The 22,296-nt window shown below is 40.4% G+C and carries 20 protein-coding genes and 1 pseudogene; 14 read left to right on the forward strand and 7 right to left on the reverse strand.

From position 1 onward, the window contains the following. The first annotated feature begins 9 nt into the window (after positions 1-9). Positions 10-1,032 carry an alpha-ketoacid dehydrogenase subunit beta gene (locus tag KHA95_RS09110; RefSeq protein WP_213137184.1) on the forward strand — a complete coding sequence of 341 codons (1,023 nt, stop codon included), beginning with the start codon at positions 10-12 and terminating at the stop codon, positions 1,030-1,032. An 18-nt stretch (positions 1,033-1,050) separates the two neighbouring features. Further along, the gene (locus KHA95_RS23260) at positions 1,051-2,148 is read left to right on the forward strand and encodes a dihydrolipoamide acetyltransferase family protein (protein ID WP_213137185.1); all 1,098 of its coding nucleotides are present in this window, start codon (positions 1,051-1,053) and stop codon (positions 2,146-2,148) included. A gap of 1,379 nt (positions 2,149-3,527) precedes the next feature. On the opposite strand, the gene KHA95_RS09120 is transcribed toward KHA95_RS23260, so the two are convergent. The 5 genes from KHA95_RS09120 to KHA95_RS09140 are packed head-to-tail and all read right to left on the reverse strand — an operon-like array spanning position 3,528 to position 7,740. Further along, positions 3,528-4,031, reverse strand: coding sequence for a type 1 glutamine amidotransferase domain-containing protein (locus tag KHA95_RS09120; RefSeq protein ID WP_213137186.1), 504 nt, complete (start codon positions 4,029-4,031; stop codon positions 3,528-3,530). A gap of 16 nt (positions 4,032-4,047) precedes the next feature. Continuing rightward, entirely contained in the window at positions 4,048-4,839 is a 792-nt protein-coding gene (gene lsrF, locus KHA95_RS09125; protein WP_213137187.1) for a 3-hydroxy-5-phosphonooxypentane-2,4-dione thiolase, read from the reverse strand. Positions 4,840-4,852: 13 nt separating this feature from the next. Next, positions 4,853-5,209, reverse strand: a complete 357-nt coding sequence (locus KHA95_RS09130) for a cupin domain-containing protein (RefSeq protein ID WP_213137188.1) — start codon at positions 5,207-5,209, stop codon at positions 4,853-4,855. Positions 5,210-5,234: 25 nt separating this feature from the next. Then, positions 5,235-6,794 (reverse strand): autoinducer-2 kinase, encoded by a 1,560-nt coding sequence (lsrK, locus tag KHA95_RS09135; protein ID WP_213137189.1) that lies wholly within the window; start codon positions 6,792-6,794, stop codon positions 5,235-5,237. Next, entirely contained in the window at positions 6,772-7,740 is a 969-nt protein-coding gene (locus tag KHA95_RS09140) for a sugar-binding transcriptional regulator (protein ID WP_213137190.1), read from the reverse strand. Before KHA95_RS09140 ends, lsrK begins: the two co-directional genes overlap by 23 nt. Before the next feature lie 199 nt (positions 7,741-7,939). On the opposite strand from KHA95_RS09140, the gene KHA95_RS09145 reads away from it, so the two are divergent. From KHA95_RS09145 to lsrB, 4 genes and pseudogenes are all read left to right on the forward strand, one after another. Continuing rightward, positions 7,940-9,457 carry a sugar ABC transporter ATP-binding protein gene (locus KHA95_RS09145; protein ID WP_249316736.1) on the forward strand — a complete coding sequence of 506 codons (1,518 nt, stop codon included), beginning with the start codon at positions 7,940-7,942 and terminating at the stop codon, positions 9,455-9,457. Next, a pseudogene (locus KHA95_RS09150) lies at positions 9,457-10,404 on the forward strand (ABC transporter permease subunit); the annotation flags it as partial. The gene KHA95_RS09145 and the pseudogene KHA95_RS09150, both read left to right, overlap by 1 nt. A 73-nt stretch (positions 10,405-10,477) precedes the next feature. Further along, a complete protein-coding gene (locus KHA95_RS09155; protein WP_481748432.1) occupies positions 10,478-11,458 on the forward strand; it encodes an ABC transporter permease subunit in 981 nt (326 codons plus the stop codon). 12 nt (positions 11,459-11,470) lie between these two features. Further along, positions 11,471-12,520 (forward strand): autoinducer 2 ABC transporter substrate-binding protein LsrB, encoded by a 1,050-nt coding sequence (gene lsrB / locus KHA95_RS09160; RefSeq protein ID WP_213137193.1) that lies wholly within the window; start codon positions 11,471-11,473, stop codon positions 12,518-12,520. A gap of 154 nt (positions 12,521-12,674) precedes the next feature. Here the strand turns inward: lsrB and KHA95_RS09165 are convergent, their stop codons facing one another. After that, entirely contained in the window at positions 12,675-13,340 is a 666-nt protein-coding gene (locus KHA95_RS09165; RefSeq protein ID WP_213137194.1) for a fructose-6-phosphate aldolase, read from the reverse strand. Between the two features lie 712 nt (positions 13,341-14,052). Between KHA95_RS09165 and KHA95_RS09170 the strand changes: the two genes are divergently transcribed. The 8 genes from KHA95_RS09170 (at position 14,053) to KHA95_RS09205 (ending at position 21,507) form a co-directional block, all read left to right on the forward strand. Beyond that, positions 14,053-15,090 carry a zinc-binding dehydrogenase gene (locus tag KHA95_RS09170; RefSeq protein ID WP_213137195.1) on the forward strand — a complete coding sequence of 346 codons (1,038 nt, stop codon included), beginning with the start codon at positions 14,053-14,055 and terminating at the stop codon, positions 15,088-15,090. Positions 15,091-15,106: 16 nt separating this feature from the next. Beyond that, positions 15,107-15,781, forward strand: a complete 675-nt coding sequence (locus KHA95_RS09175) for an orotidine 5'-phosphate decarboxylase / HUMPS family protein (protein ID WP_213137196.1) — start codon at positions 15,107-15,109, stop codon at positions 15,779-15,781. Positions 15,782-15,796: 15 nt separating this feature from the next. Further along, on the forward strand, positions 15,797-16,696 hold the full coding sequence (locus KHA95_RS09180) for a sugar phosphate isomerase/epimerase family protein (protein ID WP_213137197.1): 900 nt from the start codon (positions 15,797-15,799) through the stop codon (positions 16,694-16,696). Between the two features lie 26 nt (positions 16,697-16,722). Continuing rightward, complete coding sequence (locus KHA95_RS09185) at positions 16,723-18,051, forward strand: ABC transporter substrate-binding protein (protein WP_213137198.1); 1,329 nt, start codon at positions 16,723-16,725, stop codon at positions 18,049-18,051. 187 nt (positions 18,052-18,238) lie between these two features. Further along, positions 18,239-18,997 (forward strand): carbohydrate ABC transporter permease, encoded by a 759-nt coding sequence (locus KHA95_RS09190; protein WP_249316738.1) that lies wholly within the window; start codon positions 18,239-18,241, stop codon positions 18,995-18,997. Next, complete coding sequence (locus KHA95_RS09195) at positions 18,994-19,809, forward strand: carbohydrate ABC transporter permease (protein ID WP_213137200.1); 816 nt, start codon at positions 18,994-18,996, stop codon at positions 19,807-19,809. Before KHA95_RS09190 ends, KHA95_RS09195 begins: the two co-directional genes overlap by 4 nt. Positions 19,810-19,828: 19 nt before the next feature. Beyond that, a complete protein-coding gene (locus KHA95_RS09200) occupies positions 19,829-20,608 on the forward strand; it encodes an SDR family NAD(P)-dependent oxidoreductase (protein WP_213137201.1) in 780 nt (259 codons plus the stop codon). An 80-nt stretch (positions 20,609-20,688) separates the two neighbouring features. Then, positions 20,689-21,507, forward strand: coding sequence for a C39 family peptidase (locus tag KHA95_RS09205; protein ID WP_249316740.1), 819 nt, complete (start codon positions 20,689-20,691; stop codon positions 21,505-21,507). Positions 21,508-21,582: 75 nt separating this feature from the next. On the opposite strand, the gene KHA95_RS09210 is transcribed toward KHA95_RS09205, so the two are convergent. Further along, complete coding sequence (locus tag KHA95_RS09210) at positions 21,583-22,296, reverse strand: response regulator transcription factor (protein ID WP_249316802.1); 714 nt, start codon at positions 22,294-22,296, stop codon at positions 21,583-21,585.

The following is a 22,296-nucleotide window of genomic DNA, read 5'->3' on the forward strand; positions in this document are numbered from 1 at the left end:
AAAACACTCATGGAAACGACGAAAAAAAGAATTTTAACTGGTAATAAGGCAATGGCTGAGGCGATCGCACTTGAAATGGAGAATAACGAAAATGTCTTTGTATTGGGAGAAGATGTCGGAAAATATGGCGGAATTTTTGGCTCCACCCAAGGCCTTTTTGAAAAATTCGGCAGTGAGCGGATTATTGATACGCCGATTTCTGAGACCGCTATCATTGGAGCGGCAATTGGCGCTGCTGCCGAAGGGATGCGTCCAATTGCGGAGCTTATGTTCGTTGACTTTTTTGGCGTTTGTATGGATCAAATCTATAATCATATGGCGAAAATCCCTTATATGTCTGGAGGGAATGTAAAGCTGCCGATGGTGTTAATGACAGCGGTAGGAGGCGGTTATAATGATGCTGCCCAACATTCACAGACATTATATGCAACATTTGCACATATGCCAGGTATGAAAGTGGTTGCCCCATCTACTCCATATGATTTAAAAGGAATGATGACAGCCGCCATCCGTGATGATAATCCAGTTGTTTTCATGTTCCATAAATCATTGCAAGGCCTAGGCTGGATGGATCAGCTTGATGAATCGGTCGGACATGTGCCACAGGAGGCATACACCGTCCCGCTTGATAAAGCGAAGGTCGTACGTGAAGGCAGCGATGTGACGATTGTCGGTGTACAAATGATGACCCATTATGCGGTACAAGCGGCGGAAAAATTGGCAAAGGAAGGAATTAATGCGGAAGTGATCGATTTGCGTTCACTTGCTCCAATCGATAAGGATACAATCATTGAATCAGTGAAAAAAACACATCGACTTGTTGTCGTCGACGAAGATTATCTCTCATATGGCATTACAGCAGAGGTCTCAGCAATTATTGCCGAAGAAGCATTGTATGAGTTGGAGGCACCAGTCCGTAGATTGGCGATTCCTGATGTGCCGATTCCGTATAGTGACCCGCTTGAAGACTTCGTCATTCCGAACACAACCGCTATTTATAATGAAGTGAAAAAACTGCTAAGTGAGTACTAATAGGAAGGTGGAAAATCTGTGTTTCATGTGAAATTACCACAAACATCGGATGAAATTGAAGAAAGTTTAGTTGTCTTTTGGCATGTAGAAGAGGGGGACAAGGTCGAAGAAGGTGACACCCTTGTAGAAGTTCAGACTGAAAAGGCCGTCTTTGAAATTGAGGCAGAGGAAGCCGGGACCATTCATCAGATTATCGTCAAAAGGGGTGATTCTGCAAAGGTTGGTGATGTGCTCGTTACGATCGATACAGGAGCTGACAGTGAAACGGTTAAACCAACGATTCCAGAAGATAGAGCAGAGAGTGCTGTTGCACTAGACGATCGGTCATTTGTAAGGATTTCTCCTCGATTGCGAAAATTAGCGAAAGATTTGAATGTAAATTTAACGGATGTGATTGGTACAGGCCCTGGCGGTGCACTCACGGAAGAAGATATTCAACAAGCATCGGCGGGGAGCATTGAAATGGGAACTAAAACGGAGGAAATGGCGGGAATTCGTAAAACAATCGCAACAAGAATGATGAAAAGCCTGCAAGAATCTGCCCAGCTAACGATTACTGCTTGGGCTGATGTGACTGCAATAGGGACAAAAAGAAAAGAAAGGATGTCTTCAATCAGTTGGAATAGCATCATTTCCCATGCAGCGATCCGTGCATTGGAACAACATCAAGCTTTAAATGCTCATATTAAAGATGGACGTGTGACATACTATGAACAGATTCACTTAGGGATGGCTGTTGATACAGATGAAGGGCTCTATGTACCTGTACTTCGCGACGCGGATCAGCTAACCCTAAATGAATTAGATGAAGCCCTTAAAAATATATCTCGAAATCTTTCGGAAAAAAATCTCTCATCCGTAGAATTAACAGGAAGTACATTTACGATTACGAATCTTGGTGGATACGGTGTCCAATTTTTTACACCAATCATTAACCCGCCGGAAGTCTGTATTCTCGGTATTGGAAAAATCGAGCCATATATCATTTTGGAAAATGGAGAAATCATTCAAAAAGAGCGGGTACCATTAAGTTTAACATTCGATCATCGCATCATCGATGGCGCCCCAGCGGCGAGGTATTTACAAACTTTAGCAGATTTATGCCAAGTGTTTTAATCGTATATTGCTATTTTACAAAGTGAATCTTGAAGCAGGGAGTCTATTGGACTCTCTGTTTTATTTTTGAATAAGTGAACAGCCACGTACTAATCTATATACATATATGTTGTTATTAGAGGCTGGGACAAAAGCGTTTTTTTATCAACCCCAAATGCGAACGATAGCAACTGCAAATAACTCACTCGGAAATATACTTCGCTTTCCGCGGCCGGCTGGTGAGTCTCGGGCCAACAGGATGTTGGTCAGGAAGCCGTTGCCACACGATGTGGAGAATGTAGGCTTCGTTCCTTAAAACGCGCACTGCGGGGTCTCAGCGATGCCTTTCCACCCGCAGGAGTCTACGTATATTTCCTACGCTAATGCAATGCATTGTTCGCCTATGGACTTGATTACTTTAGATAGTCCCAGCCTCTATTTATCATCAAGGGTCACTCGATTGAGTTTCGATTTCCCCAAATGAGGATTATTTCCCGTGAAGGGTCACTCGATTGAGTTTCGATTTTCCCAAAATGAGGATTATTTCTCGTAAAGGGTCACTCGGCCGGGTTTCGATTTCCCCAAATGAGTATTATTTCTCGTGAAGGGTCACTCGAACGGGTTTCGATTTCCCCAAATGAGTATTATTTCTCGTGAAGGGTCACTCGGACGGATTTCGATTTCCCTAAATGAGTATTATTTATTGTGAAGGGTCACTCGATTGAGTTTCGATTTCCCCAAATGAGTATTATTTCTCGTGAAGGGTCAATCGGACGGGTTTCGATTTCCCCAAAAGATTATTATTTCTCGTGAAGGGTCACTCGGACGGGTTTCGATTTCCCCAAAAGATTATTATTTCTCGTGAAGGGTCACTCGGACGGATTTCGATTTCCCTAAATGAGTATTATTTCTCGTAAAGGGTCACTCGGACGGGTTTCGATTTCCCTAAATGAGTATTATTTCTCGTGAAGGGTCACTCGGGCGGGTTTCGATTTCCCCAAATGAGTATTATTTCTCGTAAAGGGTCACTCGGCCGGATTTCGATTTCCCCAAATGAGGATTATTTCTCGTGAAGGGTCACTCGGACGGGTTTCGATTTCCCCAAATGAGGATTATTTCTCGTGAAGGGTCACTCGGGCGGGTTTCGATTTCCCCAAATGAGGATTATTTCTCGTGAAGGGTCACTCGAGCATGTTTCGATTGACCTTATTGAAGACTTTCAGCGGGTGAAGGTTAATCGGATGGAGTTCGATTGACCATAATGACGAAAATATGCTATTAAGGGGAAATCGACAACAACCCGAGCATAAAAAAGAAGGGGCTATTCAGAAGTCAATAATAATTCGACTTCTAGGACAGCCCCTTCTAAAACAAAATTTGAATGATACCTAGCAACCGCTTTAGATTTTCTCTAAAATCTCCCTAATAAATGCAGGCTCATCTTTTGGTGTTCGTGAGGTGATGATGTTTTTGCTTACGACGACCTCTTGATCAACGAATTCGGCACCGGCGTTTTTCACATCGTCACGGATGCCAATGAAGCATGTTGCTGTTTTGCCATTTAGCACATCAGCGCTAATCATTACTTGTGGTCCGTGGCAAATTCCTGCAATCAATTTGTTTTGTTCATTGATTTCTTTTACAAAGCGTACGACATCTTCGTTTATGCGCAATGCTTCAGGTGCACTTCCGCCGGGGATGACGACAGCATCAAATTCGCTGGAATTGGCTTCCGATGCAGCGATGTCTGTTTGATAAACAGCGCCTTTTTTCCCTTTGCAGTCGACGCCTTTTTCTAAACCGATAATGACTGTTTCATGGCCAGCTTTTTTAATTTCCTCGTATGGATGTACCATTTCGGAATCTTCGTAGTTGTCTGCGAGTAAAAATGCTACTTTTGCCAATGATCTTCCTCCTTCATTATGCTTTCACTTGTGCAACAGATTCATATAATTCGACGGCTTCATCGACTGTATAATTCTGTTTCACAATTGAATGGATCGCCTTAATCATAGCAATTGGCTGGGAGGATTGCCAAATGTTACGCCCCATATCGACTCCGGCCGCTCCTTGGTCCATCGCGTTATGTGTAATTTCCAAAGCTTCACGAATCGTATCAAACTTAGGGCCGCCGGCAATGACGATCGGAACTGGGCATGTACTCGTAACCTTCTCAAAATCATCACAATAATAGGTTTTAACAATATCAGCTCCCATTTCAGCAACTACTCGGGAAGCTAAGGCGAGAAAACGTGCATCACGTTTTTCCAATTCCTTGCCAACTGCTGTAATCCCAAGAACAGGCAGGCCGTAATCATGAGCCTCTGTTACCGCATTTGCTAGATTCGTAATCGTTTGAGTTTCATAGTCCGATCCGACAAAAACGGAAACGCCGACACCGACAACATTATGGCGGATCGCTTCTTTAATAGGGGTGACAATCGTTTCATTTGCTAAATCTTTCCCAACGACGGTCGGTCCGCCAGAAACGCGCAGTACCATTGGAAGCTCTGTATCTTCAGGAATGCAAGCGGCTAATGTACCCCGTGTTAAATAGAGGGAATCTGTGTATGGCAATAAATCTTTCACCGTTTCTCCCGGTTTTTCCAAACCGGTAATTGGTCCTAAAAAGTAGCCGTGGTCAATGGCCAGCATGACTGCTCTTCCGTTCGGCAAAATTTTATTAAGCCGGTTTTTAAATCCCCAACTCATAGCTATCCACTCCTTATTCAATCATTGGTTTCTCAATAGCAACAGAATCATTCGCCTCAATATGTGGTGATTTAATGAAAACAGCTTTAAAGTTTCCAGTAGAATTGTTGATTAAGTAATGTGAGTCGCCAGGACTACATTGAATCATATCGCCGGGCTTCGTCGGATATCTTTTATTATTAATATAAAAATCAATCGAACCTTCTAAAATATAAAAAGCTTCCTCACAAGTAGTATGGTAATGATTAGGGAAGTCTTGACCAGGTTTTAAGACAACGACACCAATATCAACATTCGGTCCTTTCGTTAAATATTTCGGCCCGTTATCCCCAAAGCGATACTCAAAATCAACTTCGTTTACTTTTTTCATATGCTCACCTCCCTTCAAAGAATGGTTAGATGCCAGGGGCTTTCCACATATGAGTCGTCAGGCCGTTGTCGGCGAGGCGCAGTTGTTCCTTATACACCTTTCTCCACCGTTCGTAAATATGGACGTATTGTTCGTGATTTTCCATATTCGGTTCATGGATGCGATCCCATTTAACAACTTGATCTACTGCTTCGTTTATATTGGAATATAGATTTGCCCCAATTCCAGCAAATAATGCCGTTCCTAATGCGGCTGCTTCTTTGACGACGGGTACTTTTACACGAACACCAAGAACATCTGCCAAAGTTTGGCTCCAAAGCTTTCCTTTTGAAGCCCCGCCAGCGAAAATCACTTCTTTTGGAAAAAATCCGGTTGCTTCTTGAATTAGTTTTAAATTGCCTAAGGTGATCAAAGCTGCGTTTTCTTGAAGTGATTTAAACATCTGTTTTTTGCCAGATTGTTGAGGGTCTAAGCTAAGATTGATGAAAGATGGGGAGGCATGACGCCATTCAATATAATTCATTACATCAGAAAAGATCGGCATAATGCCATTTGATCCAACAGGGACATCTTTTGCTTTTTCTTCGAGTAATTCGTACGGGTCACGCCCAGTTGCCGTTGCTTCTTGCTTTTCACTTTCACAAAAGGCGTCTCGAAACCATCTCATGACGAGACCAGGGAAAAAGGCGATCGTTTCAATTTGCCAAAGGTTTGGGACGGCGTGGCAATTAACGCGAATCCTTCCTTGAAGATCGGTGACAGGGGAGTCAATATTGACTTCTTGCTGCCAAAACGATCCACCTGATATAACAGTTTGCTGTTTATTAACGGCCCCAACACCGACAGATGCCATTTGCGCATCGCCACCTCCAGCAACGACCAATGTGTCAGGAGCAAGCCCTATATTTTTGGCGATATTATTTTTTACAACGCCAATGATCGCTCCAGCTTCTTTTACAGGTGGAAAGAGGCTGCTTTTTATTCCGCATAAATCGGTCACAGCGGAAGTCCAATTTCGTTTATTTAAATCAAAAATCCCTGTCGTACAGCCATTAGATGGATCCGAATATAATTGCCCTGTTAATTTATACAAAATCCAATCGTTAATCATCGAGATAGAAGTTGCTTTTTCATATAGATCAGGCATGTGATTTTTAAGCCATAACAAGCGCGGAAGGGCACCGAGCGCAAAGGTTTGCCCGGAAATATGATAAATCTGCTGTTCCAAATCGGCATGTAATGCTTTTAAATATTTCACCTCATCAGAGGCACGGGCATCTACATTTGCACATGCCCATATTTCCTCGCCATTTTCGTCGTAGAGGACAAATCCTTCACGCATACTCGTTGCGCTGATTGCTTTAATGTCCTTTGGATCAATATTCGTATCAGATAAAAGGTTTTGCACACAGCGAATAACGAGCTCCCAGTTTTGTTTGTAATCAAAATCCATCGACCCGGGGTATTTTTCATCAGGTAAATGGGTCCATTCTGCTTGGGACACACCGATTTGGTTGCCGTTTGTATCAAAGAGAACGGCTCTAATACTGCCAGTGCCAGCATCAAATGCGAGGATATACGTCATTTTTCTTCTCAGCCTCCATTTTTAATAATGAAACTGCTGTCGCCTCATCTGTAACCAATGTGTCTACATAATTACCTTTTAGTGCACCGTAAATCGCCTCAATTTTTGATGGGCCTCCAGCCACAGCGATGACATGATTCATTTGTTGCAATGAATGCAGCTTCGTGCCAATTAGTCTTGAGTGGTGAGGTAAATCCAACACCTCTCCATTTATATTAAAAAATTGTCCTAAAATATCACCGACGGCATGATTTTGTTTAATATATGTGAGTTCATTGATCGTCATCTTTTCCTCAAGAATGATCGTTGCGTCAGGCGATAAACCGCCAATGCCGACAACTACATATTTTGATAGAGGCGCGAGGTCCAGCATTACCCTTACAGAAGGCTCATATAAAAATTGATTAGCCATTTCTTCAGATGAAGCAAGGAAAGGAGCGGGAATGACATGGATTTTTTGAAATTTACTAAGTCCTTCGTTCCCTATATAACTATTTGGAAAATAGTAATTTACACCACCTGTTAATGTAACGGCTGATATTTCGTTGTACGTTTCTAATGACAGATTCCGTATCGTATCCGAAACGGCTTTACCCCAGCCAAACCCGACCAGATCGTCCTTTTGTAATAAGTTTTGTAAATATTGTGCAGCCGCCTTGGCAAGCGTATTGCTAATTGAGTTTACATCGCTCGGTGTAGGGGGGACGAATGCATTGGCAAGTGAGAATGTGCTCGTCAGCTCCTTTTCAATTTCTAAACAGTGAACCCCATGACCATTTATATGAAATTGAACGATGCCCTCCGCTCGAGCTTTTTCGAGGAGGCGGACGACCTTGTTGCGGGACAAGCCTAAGAGTGCTGTAATTTCATTTTGGGTTAAGTTTTCTTTATAGTAATACCACGCAACTTTGACCAATAAATTTTCCGTAAAAGCATCTTGTATCAAAAGTACCACCCCCAACAAATATCTAAGGCATAAACAAATGTAACGGTTAATATGATTGTATCAATCTAGGATTTAGAAGATATTTGCGATTCATCAGTTGTTACTACCTTATGCTTGATGTAAATAATTAGAAGAAAATTTTCAACATTTGATCGCTAGCTCAAAAAGTGTTTCATTTTATAAAGAGGTGGTGAAATCAATGAATACTCCATTACTGGAAATTCAGCAAATGTATAAGCAGTTTTCAGGGAATCCGGTTTTGCGAGGAATCGACATTTCATTGAATGCTGGTGAGGTGTATGCCGTTGTTGGCGGAAATGGTGCCGGAAAGTCAACATTAATGAAAATTATTACCGGTCTGTATAAGCCGGATCGTGGCGTTATGAAAATAAGGGGAATAGAGGTTTCTTTCTCAAATACGAGTGACGCTCACCACCATGGAATTTATCTTGTGCCACAGGAACCGCTTATTTTCCCGAACATGACGGTAGAAGAGAATATTACGATTGGCTTATCAGAAAACAATGCAATATTGCGGGGGAAAATTGATACGATTATCAAACGATTAGGCTGGAAGTTAGATTTGCAAAGACACGCATACTCTTTAGCAATCGCCGAGCAACAGCTGGTTGAAATTGTTAGAGGGCTCGTTCGGGAAGCAGACATACTTATTCTTGACGAGCCAACGTCGACTTTAACGTTTGGAGAAATTGAATCATTGTTCCGAACGATTAAGCAATTAACTGCTGATGGAATCGGAGTCTTCTATATTACCCACCGTTTTTCAGAAATTTTCACATTAGCAAATAAAGTAGCTGTTTTACGGGATGGAGTCATCACTGCGCAAGGGCAGATCAGTGAATTTTCATATGAAAGATTAATAGCAGGGTTGGTACCAGAAAACCTTTCAGCGGAACAATCTGTGCATGAGACGGAGGATGAAGATCAAGCAGATATAATATCGGTTCGTCAAACAGAAGTTTGTCCAGCTTTAAAGCTAAGAGATGTATGCGGAAACCGTTTTTCTCAAATTTCCTTTGACCTTTATCCTGGAGAAATTGTAGGGATTGCCGGTGTTGTCGGTGCGGGAAGAACGGAATTAGCTGAGGCAATAATTGGGTTGCAGCCTATGAGAGAAGGGGATATCTTTTTACAAGATCAAAAGATCCATAAGCAATCGCCCCGTGAACGGATTGCTAGTGGGCTTGTCTATGTTCCTGAAGATCGCCATTCACACGGCATCTTTTCGATTACTTCTATAAAAAAGAATATTACTTCTACGATTCTTCATCAGCTTCAAGGAATTCTCTTTCCATTTAAACAAGAAAAAGACCTTTCTAGACAATATGTATGTGATTTAAAAATTAAAGCACTAAATATCGACCAAGAATTGAAAGATTTATCCGGCGGTAATCAGCAGAAGGTTGTTTTATCAAAATATTTAGCGGCATTGCCGCATGTTATTATTTTGGATGAGCCTACAAGAGGGATCGATGCGAGCGCACGCAAGGATATTTATAAAATCATCCATAAACTAAAGGCGAAGGGATTAGCTGTTTTGCTTATTTCATCAGATATGGAAGAAATTCAATTGCTTAGTGATCGCGTCATCGTCATGCATGAAGGGTGGATTGTAAAAACGTTGGAGAAAAGTGAAATTACATTGGATCGGATTACGACGTACGCTTTTGGAGGCGGGAAAGAGGTGAGTAGATAATGTCGTTCCTCGTTCGCCTAATGAAAATAAGGGAACTTTCGATTCTATTATTTATGATCGTTTTTTTCATCTTTGTTGGCAGCGTGAATCATGAATTTATTGCTGGAGATACGATCTCGCTATTAGTAAAAGCAAGCGTGATTTTGCTTGTCATGGCGATTGGACAGTCATTTGTATTATATACAGCAAATATCGATGTTTCGGTCGGATCAATTATGGGCTTATCCGCTGCAGTATGCGGCGTTTTGCTTACAAGCAATGTAAATATCGGATTGGTTATACCGATCGTTTTGCTTGTCGGTGCGGCAGTCGGAATTATAAATGGGGTTGGCGTTGCTTATTTTAAAATCCCTTCAATAATTATGACGCTTGGAATGTTAGGCATCATTCGTGGAGCGATGTTGATTTTTACAGCGGGCATGTGGATTGAGGATATCCCCAATTTTTATAAAAAACTCGCCAATGTAAAATTAATCGGGATTTCTTTACCTGTATGGGTAACAGCAGTAATCCTTGTTATTGCTCATCTATTCTTAACGAAAACAAAGTTTGGTCGCTATTTTTACGCGGTTGGTGATAATGAGGATGGAGCAAGATTAGTTGGCTTACCAGTTGAAAAAGTAAAAGTGCTTGCCTTTATTTTTTCCGGTATATCTGCTTCGATTGCAGGTCTCGTTTTCGTAATGAATATCGGATTCGTGCCAAACCAGACTGGAAGTGGGATTGAATTACAAGTGATTGCTGCTGCTGTTTTAGGCGGTGTTAGTTTAACAGGGGGAATTGGAACCGTTTACGGCGCGGCATTAGGAGCGATTTTTTTTACGGTTATTAATAATTCATTAGTGTACTTAAAAATCCCTGCTTATTGGAATAATGCCATTTCCGGCCTTTTGTTAATCATTATCGTCGTTGGAGATTCAAAATTTCAGCAGTATTTATTACGTCGTTCCGCTCAAAATCATCAAGCAATCAAATTGGATATGCCGATGGTGAAAGGAGAGGTGAGTGATGACAAACAAAATAAAGCAATTACTTAAGTGGGAATTGGCCCTCTTTTTATTCTTATTCGTTCAGATTTTATTGTTTGGTCAACTATCTCCTGGATTCCTTCAAATAGATAATCTTTTATATAGTATGAATGATTTTATTTATATCGCTCTAGCGGCAATTCCAATGACTTTTGTCATTATTACTGGGGGAATTGATGTTTCAACAGGATCGATAATGGGATTATCCTCGATTACTATTGGGGTGCTTTGGTTGAATGGAATGAATATTTGGTTGGCCCTCATCGTTACATTGGTTGTTGCAGCTTTAGCCGGATTGATAAATGGAGCACTGATTGCCTTAACAAATGTTCAACCACTCGTCATTACATTAGGTGGGATGTTCCTTTTTTCAGGAGTTGCATTAGTCATATCGGGCGGGTCAAGTGCGACTGGATATGAAGGGATCAGTGGGTTTCCAGCGCCTTTTGTTGAATTGGCTAACGGTCAAATATTAGGCATTCCAAATCCGATTTGGATCTTACTAGCATCGATCATTTTGTTTGGAGGGTTACTTCACTTAACCCGTTATGGACGTAACGTGTTTTTAGTGGGGATTAATATAAAAGCAGCACGCTACACAGGTGTTCGGACGAAGTGGATTGTCATGAGTACCTATATTTTATCAGGGGTTGGAGGTGGGTTAAGCGGGATTATTCTTACATCGTATTTTAGTTCCGCGCGTTCGGATTTAGGAGCGGAGGCAGTGTTACCAGTAATTACAGCTGTCGTCCTAGGAGGAACAAGTATTTTTGGTGGGAAAGGGAGCGTGTTAGGGACAGCAATCGCAAGTGTAGTCATTGGTATGACGCAGTATGGATTACAAATGGTTGGAATGTCAAGTCAGCAGACGAGTGTTGTTATCGGCTCGCTACTCATTATTGCCGTGCTGTTTCGAAGCGCAAATTGGAATTGGTTCACTCATCACCTAAAACTGTCTACATTAAAAAAATAGGGGGAAGGACTCATGAAAAAGATTAAACTTGCATTTCTTTTCATGATTATTACGGTTATGACTGTAGCTTTATTAGGGTGTGCAGGTGGCGAATCATCTGGTGAGAAAAAGAAAGATGTTAAATTGGCGTTTATTCCAAAACTCGTAGGTGTCGGTTTCTTCACTTCTGGTGGGCAAGGTGCAAAGGAAATGGCCGATTCTCTTGGTGTGGAGCTAAAATATGATGGACCAACAGAAGCGTCCGTTTCCGGTCAAGTCCAATTTATTAATAACTTTGTGAACCAGGGCTATGACGCATTAATGGTTTCCTCAGTTTCTGTCGATGGGTTAAGTCAAGCGTTAAAAAGAGCGAAAGACCGTGGTGTGAAAATTTTGACATGGGATTCGGATGTAAATCCTGAAGATCGTTCCTTTTATATTAATCAAGGGACGCCAGAACAATTAGCAGAACTTTTAATTCAAATGACAGCCGACCAAATTGGCGATAAAGGAAAAGTTGCTTTCTTCTATTCAAGTCCAACTGTTACTGACCAAAACCAATGGGTGACAAAGGCGAAGGAAATGATTGCGGCCGATTATCCTGGCTGGGAAATTGTAACGACGCAATATGGTGAAAATGATGCACAAAAATCGTTGTCTGTGGGCGAAAGTATTTTAAAAACATATCCGGATATCGATGCGATTATTTGTCCAGATGCAACAGCTTTACCTGCAATGGCTCAAGCAACTGAAAACTTGAATAAAGCAGGGGATGTTGTCATTACTGGATTCTCTACTCCAAATGTAATGCGAGATTACGTCAAACGAGATACAGTGAAGCAATTTGGATTATGGGATGTGAAAAAACAAGGTGCGCTTGCTGCATATGTCGCTTATCTAATGACAGTGGAAGGCAAAGAACTAAAAGTTGGTGACGAATTTGACGTTCCAGACATCGGAAAAGTAAAAATTGAACCGAACTCGATTCAAGGGTATGACTATGAAGCAGAAGATAGTGGTATCATCCTCTTGCCAGAGCGTGTTGTCTTTACGAAAGATAATATCGATGACTATGATTTCTAATAGATAGATGAAAGCCCACCTTAAATGGTGGGCTTTCATCTATCTTAATTCGAATCAACAGAAGTTCTTTCAATAAGTCGTGAAGCTAAATTCTTCGGATGTCATAAATTTTTTTGTCCAATTACGTCGAGACGTTATTGATACTTGTTCGGGTTTAGAAGGATGTGTTACCGAAAGTCTCTCTCCATTGTTTACTAAATTGTTCAACGTCCATACTCGTTGATGGAAACTTAATTAACGATTCGATGATATCTGGAGATGCGGTTACAGCCTGTGCTCCGGCTAGAATCACTTGGTCTACTTGCAAAGTATTTTTAAAACTAGCCCCTAAGATTTTGGCATCATATCCATTGGATGTAAGGGAATGAGCGATATCTGCGACGACATTCACCCCACTACCCGTCAAATGATCAATCCGATTTACATATGGAGCCAAATAGGATGCTCCTGCTTTTGCAGCCATTAAAGCTTGGAGATGAGTATAAATGGTCGTTGCTGTAATATTGATCCCTTCATTTTTCAACAGTTTCATTGCTTTAATGCCTTCATCTGTAACCGGGATTTTAGTGTAAAAGTTTCCGCCAATTTCATTCGCTAAAAAGAGCGATTGACGAACAATTTCCTCTGCCTCTGTGGCGATGACTTGAACATGAAGCATTCGATCCTCACCAATTATCGAGCGGATTTCTTTGATAAGCGGCAAAAAGGGCTTGTTTTCCTTTGTAATTAATGTCGGATTCGTTGTAACCCCGTCGATTGGAAAGTAGTCAACAATTTTTTTTATATGTTGCAGATTGGCTGAGTCGATTAATAGTTCCATATGATCCATCTCCCTTTTTCATCTTAGGTTATATAAATAATAATTGAAGAATATTATGACAACTTTAGTAATTTCGATTTGCTTCGATCTTTCAAGCGGAAGCATTAAAAAATTGAATGATAAATCTCTTTATGAAAAGAGAGGCCTTCTGCTTCGATTTCTACGGGGATATATATCTTCTTCCTATCGCTCCAAGGTGAATTGTTCTCCATGCGCTTTAAGGACTTATTAATAAAGCCCTTTTAGTAAGTCTCACATCGCTCCTCATTTAAAAAGGTGCAAGTAAATTAATTATATTCTGACAAATTACGAATCGTCAACCTTTCTTTGGGAAGTAATTGTAGCTTAAATCAACAAAAGTCCTCCATTTCTATAAGTGGCAGGATGAATGTAGTATTGTCTTTTAAATAAATCCCTGTACCTGATGCTTCGGTTTGGAATAAAAAGATTTGCTAATTCAAGTGAAGCCCCATGCGATGTTACAGATATTTAGAAAAGCTTAGGAAAACAACCTAAGTTTGCCGTTCTAGGGCACGAGCTCGAAAAATCTGGACAATAATTAATCGAAGACGCAGTTGATTTAGAAGAAGATGGTGAATAGAATTTCTCGAAATAAGTAAAAAAATGTTTTTATAGCTTCTAATCAAGTTCAGCATATTTTTATGGGACAAGCATACGATTAGGTGAGCATATAAAAGAAAAGGTGATTTGTATGAAAGCCGTTATTAATTTTGAGGAGGGGAAAGGCAAGGTTGCCCTTCAAGAGGTACCGATACCGAAGATTGGTCCGAAGGATATTTTACTAAAGGTACAAGCTGTCGGAGTTTGCGGGAGTGATTTACATATGTACCACAATATCCAAGGATTTGCAGTAAATCGACCGGTTATTTTAGGACATGAGTTTTCTGGGATTATTGCTGAAGTGGGAGAAGATATTACTTTGTTCCGTCAGGGAGATAAAGTTGTTAGTGAAACACCTGCCTATGTGTGTGAAACATGTGTGTATTGCCGGACTGGTCAATATCAACTATGTCCAGATCGTAGAGGGTTTGGGGTGTTGGAAAATGGAGCAATGGCACAATATGTAAAAACGAGAGAGGCGATCGTTCACAAAATACCTGAGGGCGTCTCCTTTGAAAAGGCAGCTTTAACCGAGCCAACCTGTGTCGCCTATAATGCCGTTGCTTATCATTCAAGAATTAGACCAGGAGACGATGTCGTTGTAATTGGGCCAGGTCCAATCGGTTTAATGTGCGTCCAAATGGCAAAATTATTTTCACCTGGCAGGCTAACGATTGTCGGATTAAACAAGGATGCGTCTCGGTTAGAAGTTGCAAAACAATTTGGTGTAGATGAAGTCATCATTGCGGATGAACAAGATGTTGTACAAGAAGTATTAAAAAATGGCGATGGTTTCGGTCCGGATTTAGTGTTGGATGCCGTCGGAGTTAGTGCAACTTTAAAACAGAGCATCGAAATGATTCGCCCAGCTGGACAGATTACGAAGGTTGGCTGGGGGCCGAATCCAGTTGGGTTTTCACTAGATCCGCTCATTCAGAAGGCGGTTACTTTTCAAGGCTCGTTTAGTCACAATTATCCAATGTGGGAAAAGGTGTTACACATGATGGAAAAGGGAGAAATCGACCCGTTGCCAATGGCGAAAATATTTACTATCGATGATTGGAAAAGAGCGTTTGACGAGATGGATTCATTGCTGCACGCGAAATCTATTATTTTACCGAATAAGTGAAGAAAGGATTTTGATTATGGAGCCTGTTATACAAATATCGCTCGATCTTACAAACATTCATGAAGCGCTAGAGATGGCTGAAATTGCAGTTGAAGCTGGAGTTGATTGGATTGAAGCCGGCACACCTTTGTTATTAGCGGAAGGATTGCATGCAGTAACCGCCCTAAGAAGGAAATATCCAAACCATCCAATTATTGCAGATTTGAAAACAATGGATGGCGGTTATTTAGAAACTGAAATGATGGCAAAAGCAGGTGCGACCCATGTTGTTGTAATGGGGGTAGCTCACCCGGCAACGATTCGAGCAGTAGTGAGAGCTGCGAAAGATTATAACGTAAAAGTGATGGGTGATATATTAGCTGCTCGAGATAAAGTAGCTTGTGCAAAATTATTAGAGGCGAATGGAGTCGACTATATAATCGTCCATACTGGATTTGATGAAAGGGGGGAAAAACCTGAACGTACACCTTTTGATCAGCTAGAAGAAATTGCAAAAGCCGTTTCTCTACCGATTCAAGCGGTTGGCGGACTATCGATTGAGCAAGCGGCACATATGCCTAAATGCGGTGCACCTCTCGTTGTCGTCGGAGCGCCACTAATCATTGACAAACAAGAATTCTCACCTAGCTCAAACAAAGAGGAACTGAAAGTCATATTTAAAAATTTGGTAGAGCAAGTAAAAAAACAATAGGGAAGGAATGGATCAATGAGAAATGGGCCACGGATTTCAGTTTTTCCAAAAGGGCTAATGGAGGAACTATCGGATGGAAGAATGAGTATATTCGAATGGATTGAACAAGCAGGTATGCTTGGTGCTGAAGGGTTAGAGCTATATCCAGCATTTTTAAAAGAAACAAATCAACATTATTTACAAAAGATCAAAGAGGCGGCAGAACGGGAAGGTTTGCTTATTCCAATGATGTGCTCATCACCCGATTTTACTCATCGGGATCACGCTTTTAGAGAAAACGAGATTCATAAAATGAAAGAAATGATTGATGTCATGGCTTTTCTAGGGCCTAGCGATTTTCGCAGCTGTCGGGTTTTGTCTGGGCAAAGGCGACCAGATGTATTATTGGAAGAAGGCATCGAGTGGACGGTGCAGGCGATTCGCCAATTGATTCCATATGCGGAAGAGAAACAAGTATATCTTGTGATGGAAAATCATTATAAAGATGGTCCATGGATCTATCCCGAATTTGCGCAAAAATCATCTGTGTACTTAGAAATCATTGATCGAATTTCCTCACCATGGTTTGGCTGTAATTATGACCCTTCAAATGCGATCTTTGCTGGTGAAGATCCGTTAGATTTATTAGAAAAAGTAAAAGAGCGTATAAAGTCAATGCACGCAAGTGATCGCTTTGTAAAGCCAGGATATTCGTTGGATGATATCAATGAATATTCGCAAACTGGCTATGCGGAAGCACTTGCCCACGGGGTGATCGGTAAGGGATTGAATGATTATGATGCTATTTTTCAAACATTACATTCGGTTCAATTTACAGGGTGGATCTCGATTGAGGATGGGGTAAATGGTCTTCATGAATTAAAGGAGTCTGTTGACTTTTTAAAAGAGAAGATCAAGCAAGTGTATCCAGCTTGATTTTTAATAAGAGAGGGGTATTTATTATGAGAAAAAAGAGGCGGTTTCCGCTCTTAATATTCTTATTAAGTGTCATAGCATGTATGTTGATTGCTTGTAGTGGAAATGAGGGGTCTTCAACTCCATCTGACAATAATAGCGGTACTGATAATAAAAAGACGGAAGAAAAGAAAAGTGTAGAGCTTCGTATTATCGGGGCAAATCATCCGTGGACAGAGGCGATAGAGCCACTCATTCCACAGTTTGAAGAGCAAACCGGAATAAAAGTGAAATTAGAGAAGTATTTTGAAGATCAATTAACGCAAAAGTTAACGACTGAATTCACCGCGGGATCGAGTAGTATCGATGTTTTTATGATTCGACCATTACAAGAAGGAAAATTATTTCACTTAAATGGTTGGGTCGCTGATATTTCCAATTATTCAAATGACCAAGGATGGGATATCAGCGATTTTACAGAGTCGTCGGTAAACTCTTTGAGAGCGGACGATGAATTATTTGGTATTCCAATCGTAACAGAACGAGAAATTTTATATTATCGAAAGGATCTATTTGAGGAAAACAATATAAAGGTGCCAACGACCTTTGATGAATTAAAGGAGGCAGCTGAAAAATTAAACGATCCAAGCAATGACTTTTATGGAATCGTGTCACGGGGGCAAAGTGCGGCGGCTGTCACCCAGTTTTCTAGTTATTTATATGGATTTGGCGGCGACTTCATCGTTGATGGCAAGGCAACGATAGATACGCCAGAGGCCATTGACGCATTCAACTTTTATGGAGGGCTATTAAAAGATTATGGGCCGCCTGGAGTTCTTAATATGAGTTGGCCGCAAGCTGCCGGTCTGTTTGGACAAGGAAAAGCGGCGATGTATACAGATGCAGACAGTATTTATCCGAACTTACTAGATCCGGAAAAGTCAGTTGTAGGAGATAAAGTTGGATTTGCTTTATTCCCAACCGGCCCTGAGGGAAGAACACCATATAATGTAACTTCTTGGGGAGTTGCGATGAATGAAAAATCAACCCACAAAGATGAAGCTTGGGAATTTATGAAGTGGGCGACAAGCAAGGAGATCATTTTAGACATTCAAAAGACAGGTGTCCCTGGTCCACGTCAATCAGTCTGGGATAATCCGGAAGGAACAGCATCATTTCCAGAGGAACTCGTTCAAGTTACATCGGAATCAAATGAGGTTGGAAAAGAATATGATCGTCCGCTCGTTATTAAAGTGAATGAAGCAAGGGATATGATCGGCACAGTTATTACAGCGGCGATAAATGGGGAAGACGTTGAAGCGGCTGCTAAAAATGCGAATAAGCAATTCCAAGAGCTCCTAGATAAAGAAAAATAAACAACTTTGAGGGCCAGATCTTATCAGACTGGCTCTCAAAAGTAGTAGAGGGGAGTGAAAAAAGATCGCACTTTGGATTGAACGTCATTTAAAACTGATTTTCTTATTACCATCTATTCTATTTGTCGTTGTTATGATTGCCTATCCAATTGGATATACGTTTTATCTTAGTTTTTTTGAATGGAGTATGTCGAGCTTACAGCCACCTACATGGGTATTTCTAGAAAACTTCAAAACTCTGTTATTTGAGGACCCACGTTTTTGGCCCGCTTTTTTTCGAACGTTCTATTTTACAGGGCTTGCATTAATTTGCCAAACGGTGTTAGGTGTTAGCATTGCTGTTTTATTTAATCGGAAATTCAAGGGAAATCAATTAATCAAAACGTTATTTCTCTTACCGATGGTTTCTACTCCCGTTGCAATTGGATTGGTCTGGCTTCTCATCTTTGAACCTTCCATCGGTTTTGCAAATCAATTCTTAGGCTTCTTTGGTATCCATTCACAGTTATGGATTTCGTCGCCTGTTCAAGCTCTACCTGCCATCGCATTGGTAGATACATGGCAATGGACACCGATGATTACATTAATTACCCTTGCAGGACTGTCTACATTGCCGCAAGAACATTATGAGGCAGCGGCGGTAGATGGTGCGAATTCATGGCAAATGTTCTGGCATATCACATTTCCCCTTGTATTACCGACGATTTTTGCGGCAGTTTTACTTCGTGCCATTGACGCGATTAAACAGTTTGATTTAATTTATGCGATGACGCAAGGAGGACCTGGATTTTCTTCAGAAACATTAAATATTTATGGATTTGTCAATGGATTTCAGTATTTTAAGCTTGGCTACACAAGTGCGATATTAGTCATCTTTTTCATGATTATTATCGGGTTTAGCTCGATTATTATTATTTTACGGAAAAAAACAGAGGTGACATTATGAAAAAGGCGAAAAGAATGCATATATTTTATTATGTGCTGATCATATTGATTACCTTCATTTTTATTTTCCCGTTTATATGGATGATTCTTGCCTCATTTAAGACACAAGCCCAAATTATGTCGAAGAGTTCTTTTCTATTTTTTGAACCGACTTTTGCGAATTTCCAATCTGTTTTTAAAGAATATGATTTTCTTGGCTTTATTTTTAATAGCTTCATTGTCGCCTTTGTCTCCACGATCCTTGGTTTAATCCTTGGCTTACCTGCGGCATTTGCCATTGCCAAGTATAAACAGCACCACTTAGGGTTTATTATTCTAATTGCTCGGATTATCCCAGGAATCTCTTTTATGATTCCATGGTTTATTATTTTTTCAAAAATGAATTTAGTTGATTCATATACAGCTTTAATTCTTAGTCATATGTTGGTTGGCTTGCCATTTATTATTTGGATCATGATTTCCTCTTTCGAAAGCTTGCCACAAGAATTAGAGGATGCCGCCCGGATTGATGGCTGCACGTTGCAGGGGGCTTTCATTAGAGTCTTGCTTCCACTCGTTACACCGGGAATGATTACGGCCTCATTAATGTCGTTTATATTATCGTGGAATAACTTTATGTTTGCTCTAGTTCTATCTGGAGACAAAACAAAAACACTTCCAATCGCAATATTCAACTTTATGTCCTACTCGGAAATCAATTGGGGAGGATTAATGGCTGCGGCAGTTATTATTACATTTCCGATATTAATCATTTCTTTATTAGTACAGCGTTATATTATTAGCGGAGTAACAGCAGGGGCGGTAAAAGGGTAAGGAAGGACGGTGCGAGCATATGGAAATCGACTTAAAGGGAAAAGTCGCGATCGTAACTGGTGTAGGAAAAGGGATCGGAAGAGAAATTTTTTTTACACTTGCCGAAGAAGGAGTACGAACGGTCGGGATCGATATTAATTCAGCTGATTTAGATGAACTAGGGAAGGAGCTTATAAATCGAGGGTTGAAAGGCAGTCTGTTTCTCTGCGATATTCGGAATAGTAGAGGGATTTCAAAGGTTGTAGATAAGGTAATAGAAAAGTATGACCGTATTGATATATTGGTTAATAATGCGGGAATTGCCGGCAATGGAAAGGTAGAAGAATTATCAGAGGAGACGTGGGACAATTGTCAAGACGTCAATGCAAAGGGAACCTTTCTTATGTGCAAAGCGGTTGCGCCTATTATGAAGCGCCAAAATTATGGTCGAATTTTGAACGCAGCCTCATTTGCTGCAATCATCCCGAGCATAGGCAGTGCAGCGTATGCGGCGTCAAAAGCGGGAGTGAAACAATTCACAAGAGTATTGGCTGGTGAGTTGGCTCCGTGGAATATTACTGTAAATAGTTATGCACCAGGAATGATTCCAAGTACATTAAATAACTTTTCCACCTTACCAGCTGACGAGCAAAATCAATTATTAAACACGTTAACAATCCGCAAATGGGGAAAAGAAAAGGATGTTGCGAATCTTATTTGTTTTCTAGCTTCAGATCTTGCTAGCTATATTACGGGAACGATGATTGATATAAGCGGTGGAAAATATGCTACTCAATTTCCGAATGTAGCATATGAGTAAAATGAATTGAACATAACTGTAAACAAATTGTAAAAATTATTGTGATATAATAAAAGGAAGCTCCTATTGGGGCTTTCTTTTTGGTCATAGTATATTATGATACAACGATTGGAAAGGATTTAAAAATGATTAGAGTAAAGATTGTTGTTTTAATGGCAATTTTTCTAAGTGTAGGAAGTTATGTTTTATTAGATCGATATATTAATAAAGAAGGAATTGCGGAAGCTGCGAATTCAGAGATTGCTTCTCCTTCTCTACCAGATAAAAATCGAGTTCAGAAAAATGAATTGGAAGAAAAGGTAAAGGAGGAGCAAATGGCGGAGAACATTCAATTAGATGTTCCTTTTATTAATCAAATGAGCGCTCCTCGATTATATAATGGCTGTGAAGTTACAAGTCTTGCAATGCTGCTTAATTATCATGGGATTGAAGTGACGAAAAATGAACTTGCTGAGAAAACGCCGACCGTTCCGCTAAAATATAACAATGGTCTTAGAGGAAACCCGAACGAAGGATTTGTTGGGGATGTGGTGAATGGGCCAGGACTATCAGTCTATCATGGTCCCATTGCCGAATTGGCGAAACAATACTCCGATCAGGTGGAGGACCTATCAGGTCAAGATGTGACGGAAATTTATAAAAAACTTAGTAACGGATTACCTGTTTGGATTATTACGACAGCACAGTTAACACCTGTGAATGATTTCGAAGTGTGGGATACACCGCAAGGCGAAGTTTCCGTTACATTTAATGTTCATAGCGTGGTTGTTACTGGCTTTGATAAGGATTATGTGTATGTAAATGATCCGTACGGAACAAAAAATAGAAAAGTGAACCGAAGCAATTTTGAAAAAGCATGGGAACAAATGGGGCGCCAGGCGGTCGTAATTAATAAGTAAATTACCTCATATTCGAAGAAATAATTCCGGTTGCCGATAAGGAATTTTTTCGGCAACCGAAAATTTACAAGTGTTCTATAATTGCGAGCGATATTCTTTCGGTGTCATTCCATACCTTTTTTGGAAGGTTTTTGCGAAATACTTTGAGTCTGTGTAGCCAATTAACTCGCTCACTTCATAATTTTTAAGCGTAGGATTTTTGAGCAATTGGCAAGCTTTTTCCAACCGAACTCGTGTTAAATAACTCATAAATGTCTCACCCGAAACAGATTTAAACACTTGGCCAAAATAGTGTTCTGTTAAATGAACTCTTTTGGCAACATCGCTTAAAGTAATAGCTTTCATATAATTTGTGCGAATATATGATTTCGCGCTTATAACCATTCGATCTTGATAAGAGGTCGCTTCTTCTTGCGAAGGTTCCTCGCTTACATTATTTTGCAATCTATTTACGACCTCAAATAATTCACTCACATCAATTGGCTTTAAAATATAGCCTTTTGCATTGTATTTGATCGCTTTATGTGCATAGGAAAAATCTTCATATCCGCTCATAATAATGACATTAATCGATGGATTATGTTCATAAATATGTTTTGTTAATGAAATCCCATCCATATGTGGCATGCGAATATCCGTCAAGATTAAATCTAAATTTTCCTTCTCCAGCCAGTAAAGTGCTTCCTCTCCATTGCTTGCAGTTCCTACAACGTCTACATTGTTTTCCACCCACTCATCCATAGACCTCAAGCTATCAGAAATCAGCCAATCATCATCAACGATAAGCAT

This window comes from Bacillus sp. FJAT-50079 (genome assembly GCF_018343515.1).
Classification (GTDB): domain Bacteria; phylum Bacillota; class Bacilli; order Bacillales; family Bacillaceae_C; genus Lederbergia.

Excerpts from the sequence above, each read along its gene's own strand:
- KHA95_RS09110 (WP_213137184.1), top strand. The coding sequence starts at position 10 with ATGGAAACGACGAAAAAAAGAATTTTAACTGGTAATAAGGCAATGGCT.
- lsrF (WP_213137187.1), bottom strand. The coding sequence starts at position 4,839 with ATGAGTTGGGGATTTAAAAACCGGCTTAATAAAATTTTGCCGAACGGA.
- KHA95_RS09130 (WP_213137188.1), bottom strand. The coding sequence starts at position 5,209 with ATGAAAAAAGTAAACGAAGTTGATTTTGAGTATCGCTTTGGGGATAAC.
- lsrK (WP_213137189.1), bottom strand. The coding sequence starts at position 6,794 with ATGACGTATATCCTCGCATTTGATGCTGGCACTGGCAGTATTAGAGCC.
- KHA95_RS09145 (WP_249316736.1), top strand. The coding sequence starts at position 7,940 with ATGAATACTCCATTACTGGAAATTCAGCAAATGTATAAGCAGTTTTCA.
- lsrB (WP_213137193.1), top strand. The coding sequence starts at position 11,471 with ATGAAAAAGATTAAACTTGCATTTCTTTTCATGATTATTACGGTTATG.
- KHA95_RS09165 (WP_213137194.1), bottom strand. The coding sequence starts at position 13,340 with ATGGAACTATTAATCGACTCAGCCAATCTGCAACATATAAAAAAAATT.
- KHA95_RS09170 (WP_213137195.1), top strand. The coding sequence starts at position 14,053 with ATGAAAGCCGTTATTAATTTTGAGGAGGGGAAAGGCAAGGTTGCCCTT.
- KHA95_RS09175 (WP_213137196.1), top strand. The coding sequence starts at position 15,107 with ATGGAGCCTGTTATACAAATATCGCTCGATCTTACAAACATTCATGAA.
- KHA95_RS09180 (WP_213137197.1), top strand. The coding sequence starts at position 15,797 with ATGAGAAATGGGCCACGGATTTCAGTTTTTCCAAAAGGGCTAATGGAG.
- KHA95_RS09185 (WP_213137198.1), top strand. The coding sequence starts at position 16,723 with ATGAGAAAAAAGAGGCGGTTTCCGCTCTTAATATTCTTATTAAGTGTC.
- KHA95_RS09190 (WP_249316738.1), top strand. The coding sequence starts at position 18,239 with ATGTCGAGCTTACAGCCACCTACATGGGTATTTCTAGAAAACTTCAAA.
- KHA95_RS09195 (WP_213137200.1), top strand. The coding sequence starts at position 18,994 with ATGAAAAAGGCGAAAAGAATGCATATATTTTATTATGTGCTGATCATA.
- KHA95_RS09200 (WP_213137201.1), top strand. The coding sequence starts at position 19,829 with ATGGAAATCGACTTAAAGGGAAAAGTCGCGATCGTAACTGGTGTAGGA.
- KHA95_RS09210 (WP_249316802.1), bottom strand. The coding sequence starts at position 22,296 with ATGCTTATCGTTGATGATGATTGGCTGATTTCTGATAGCTTGAGGTCT.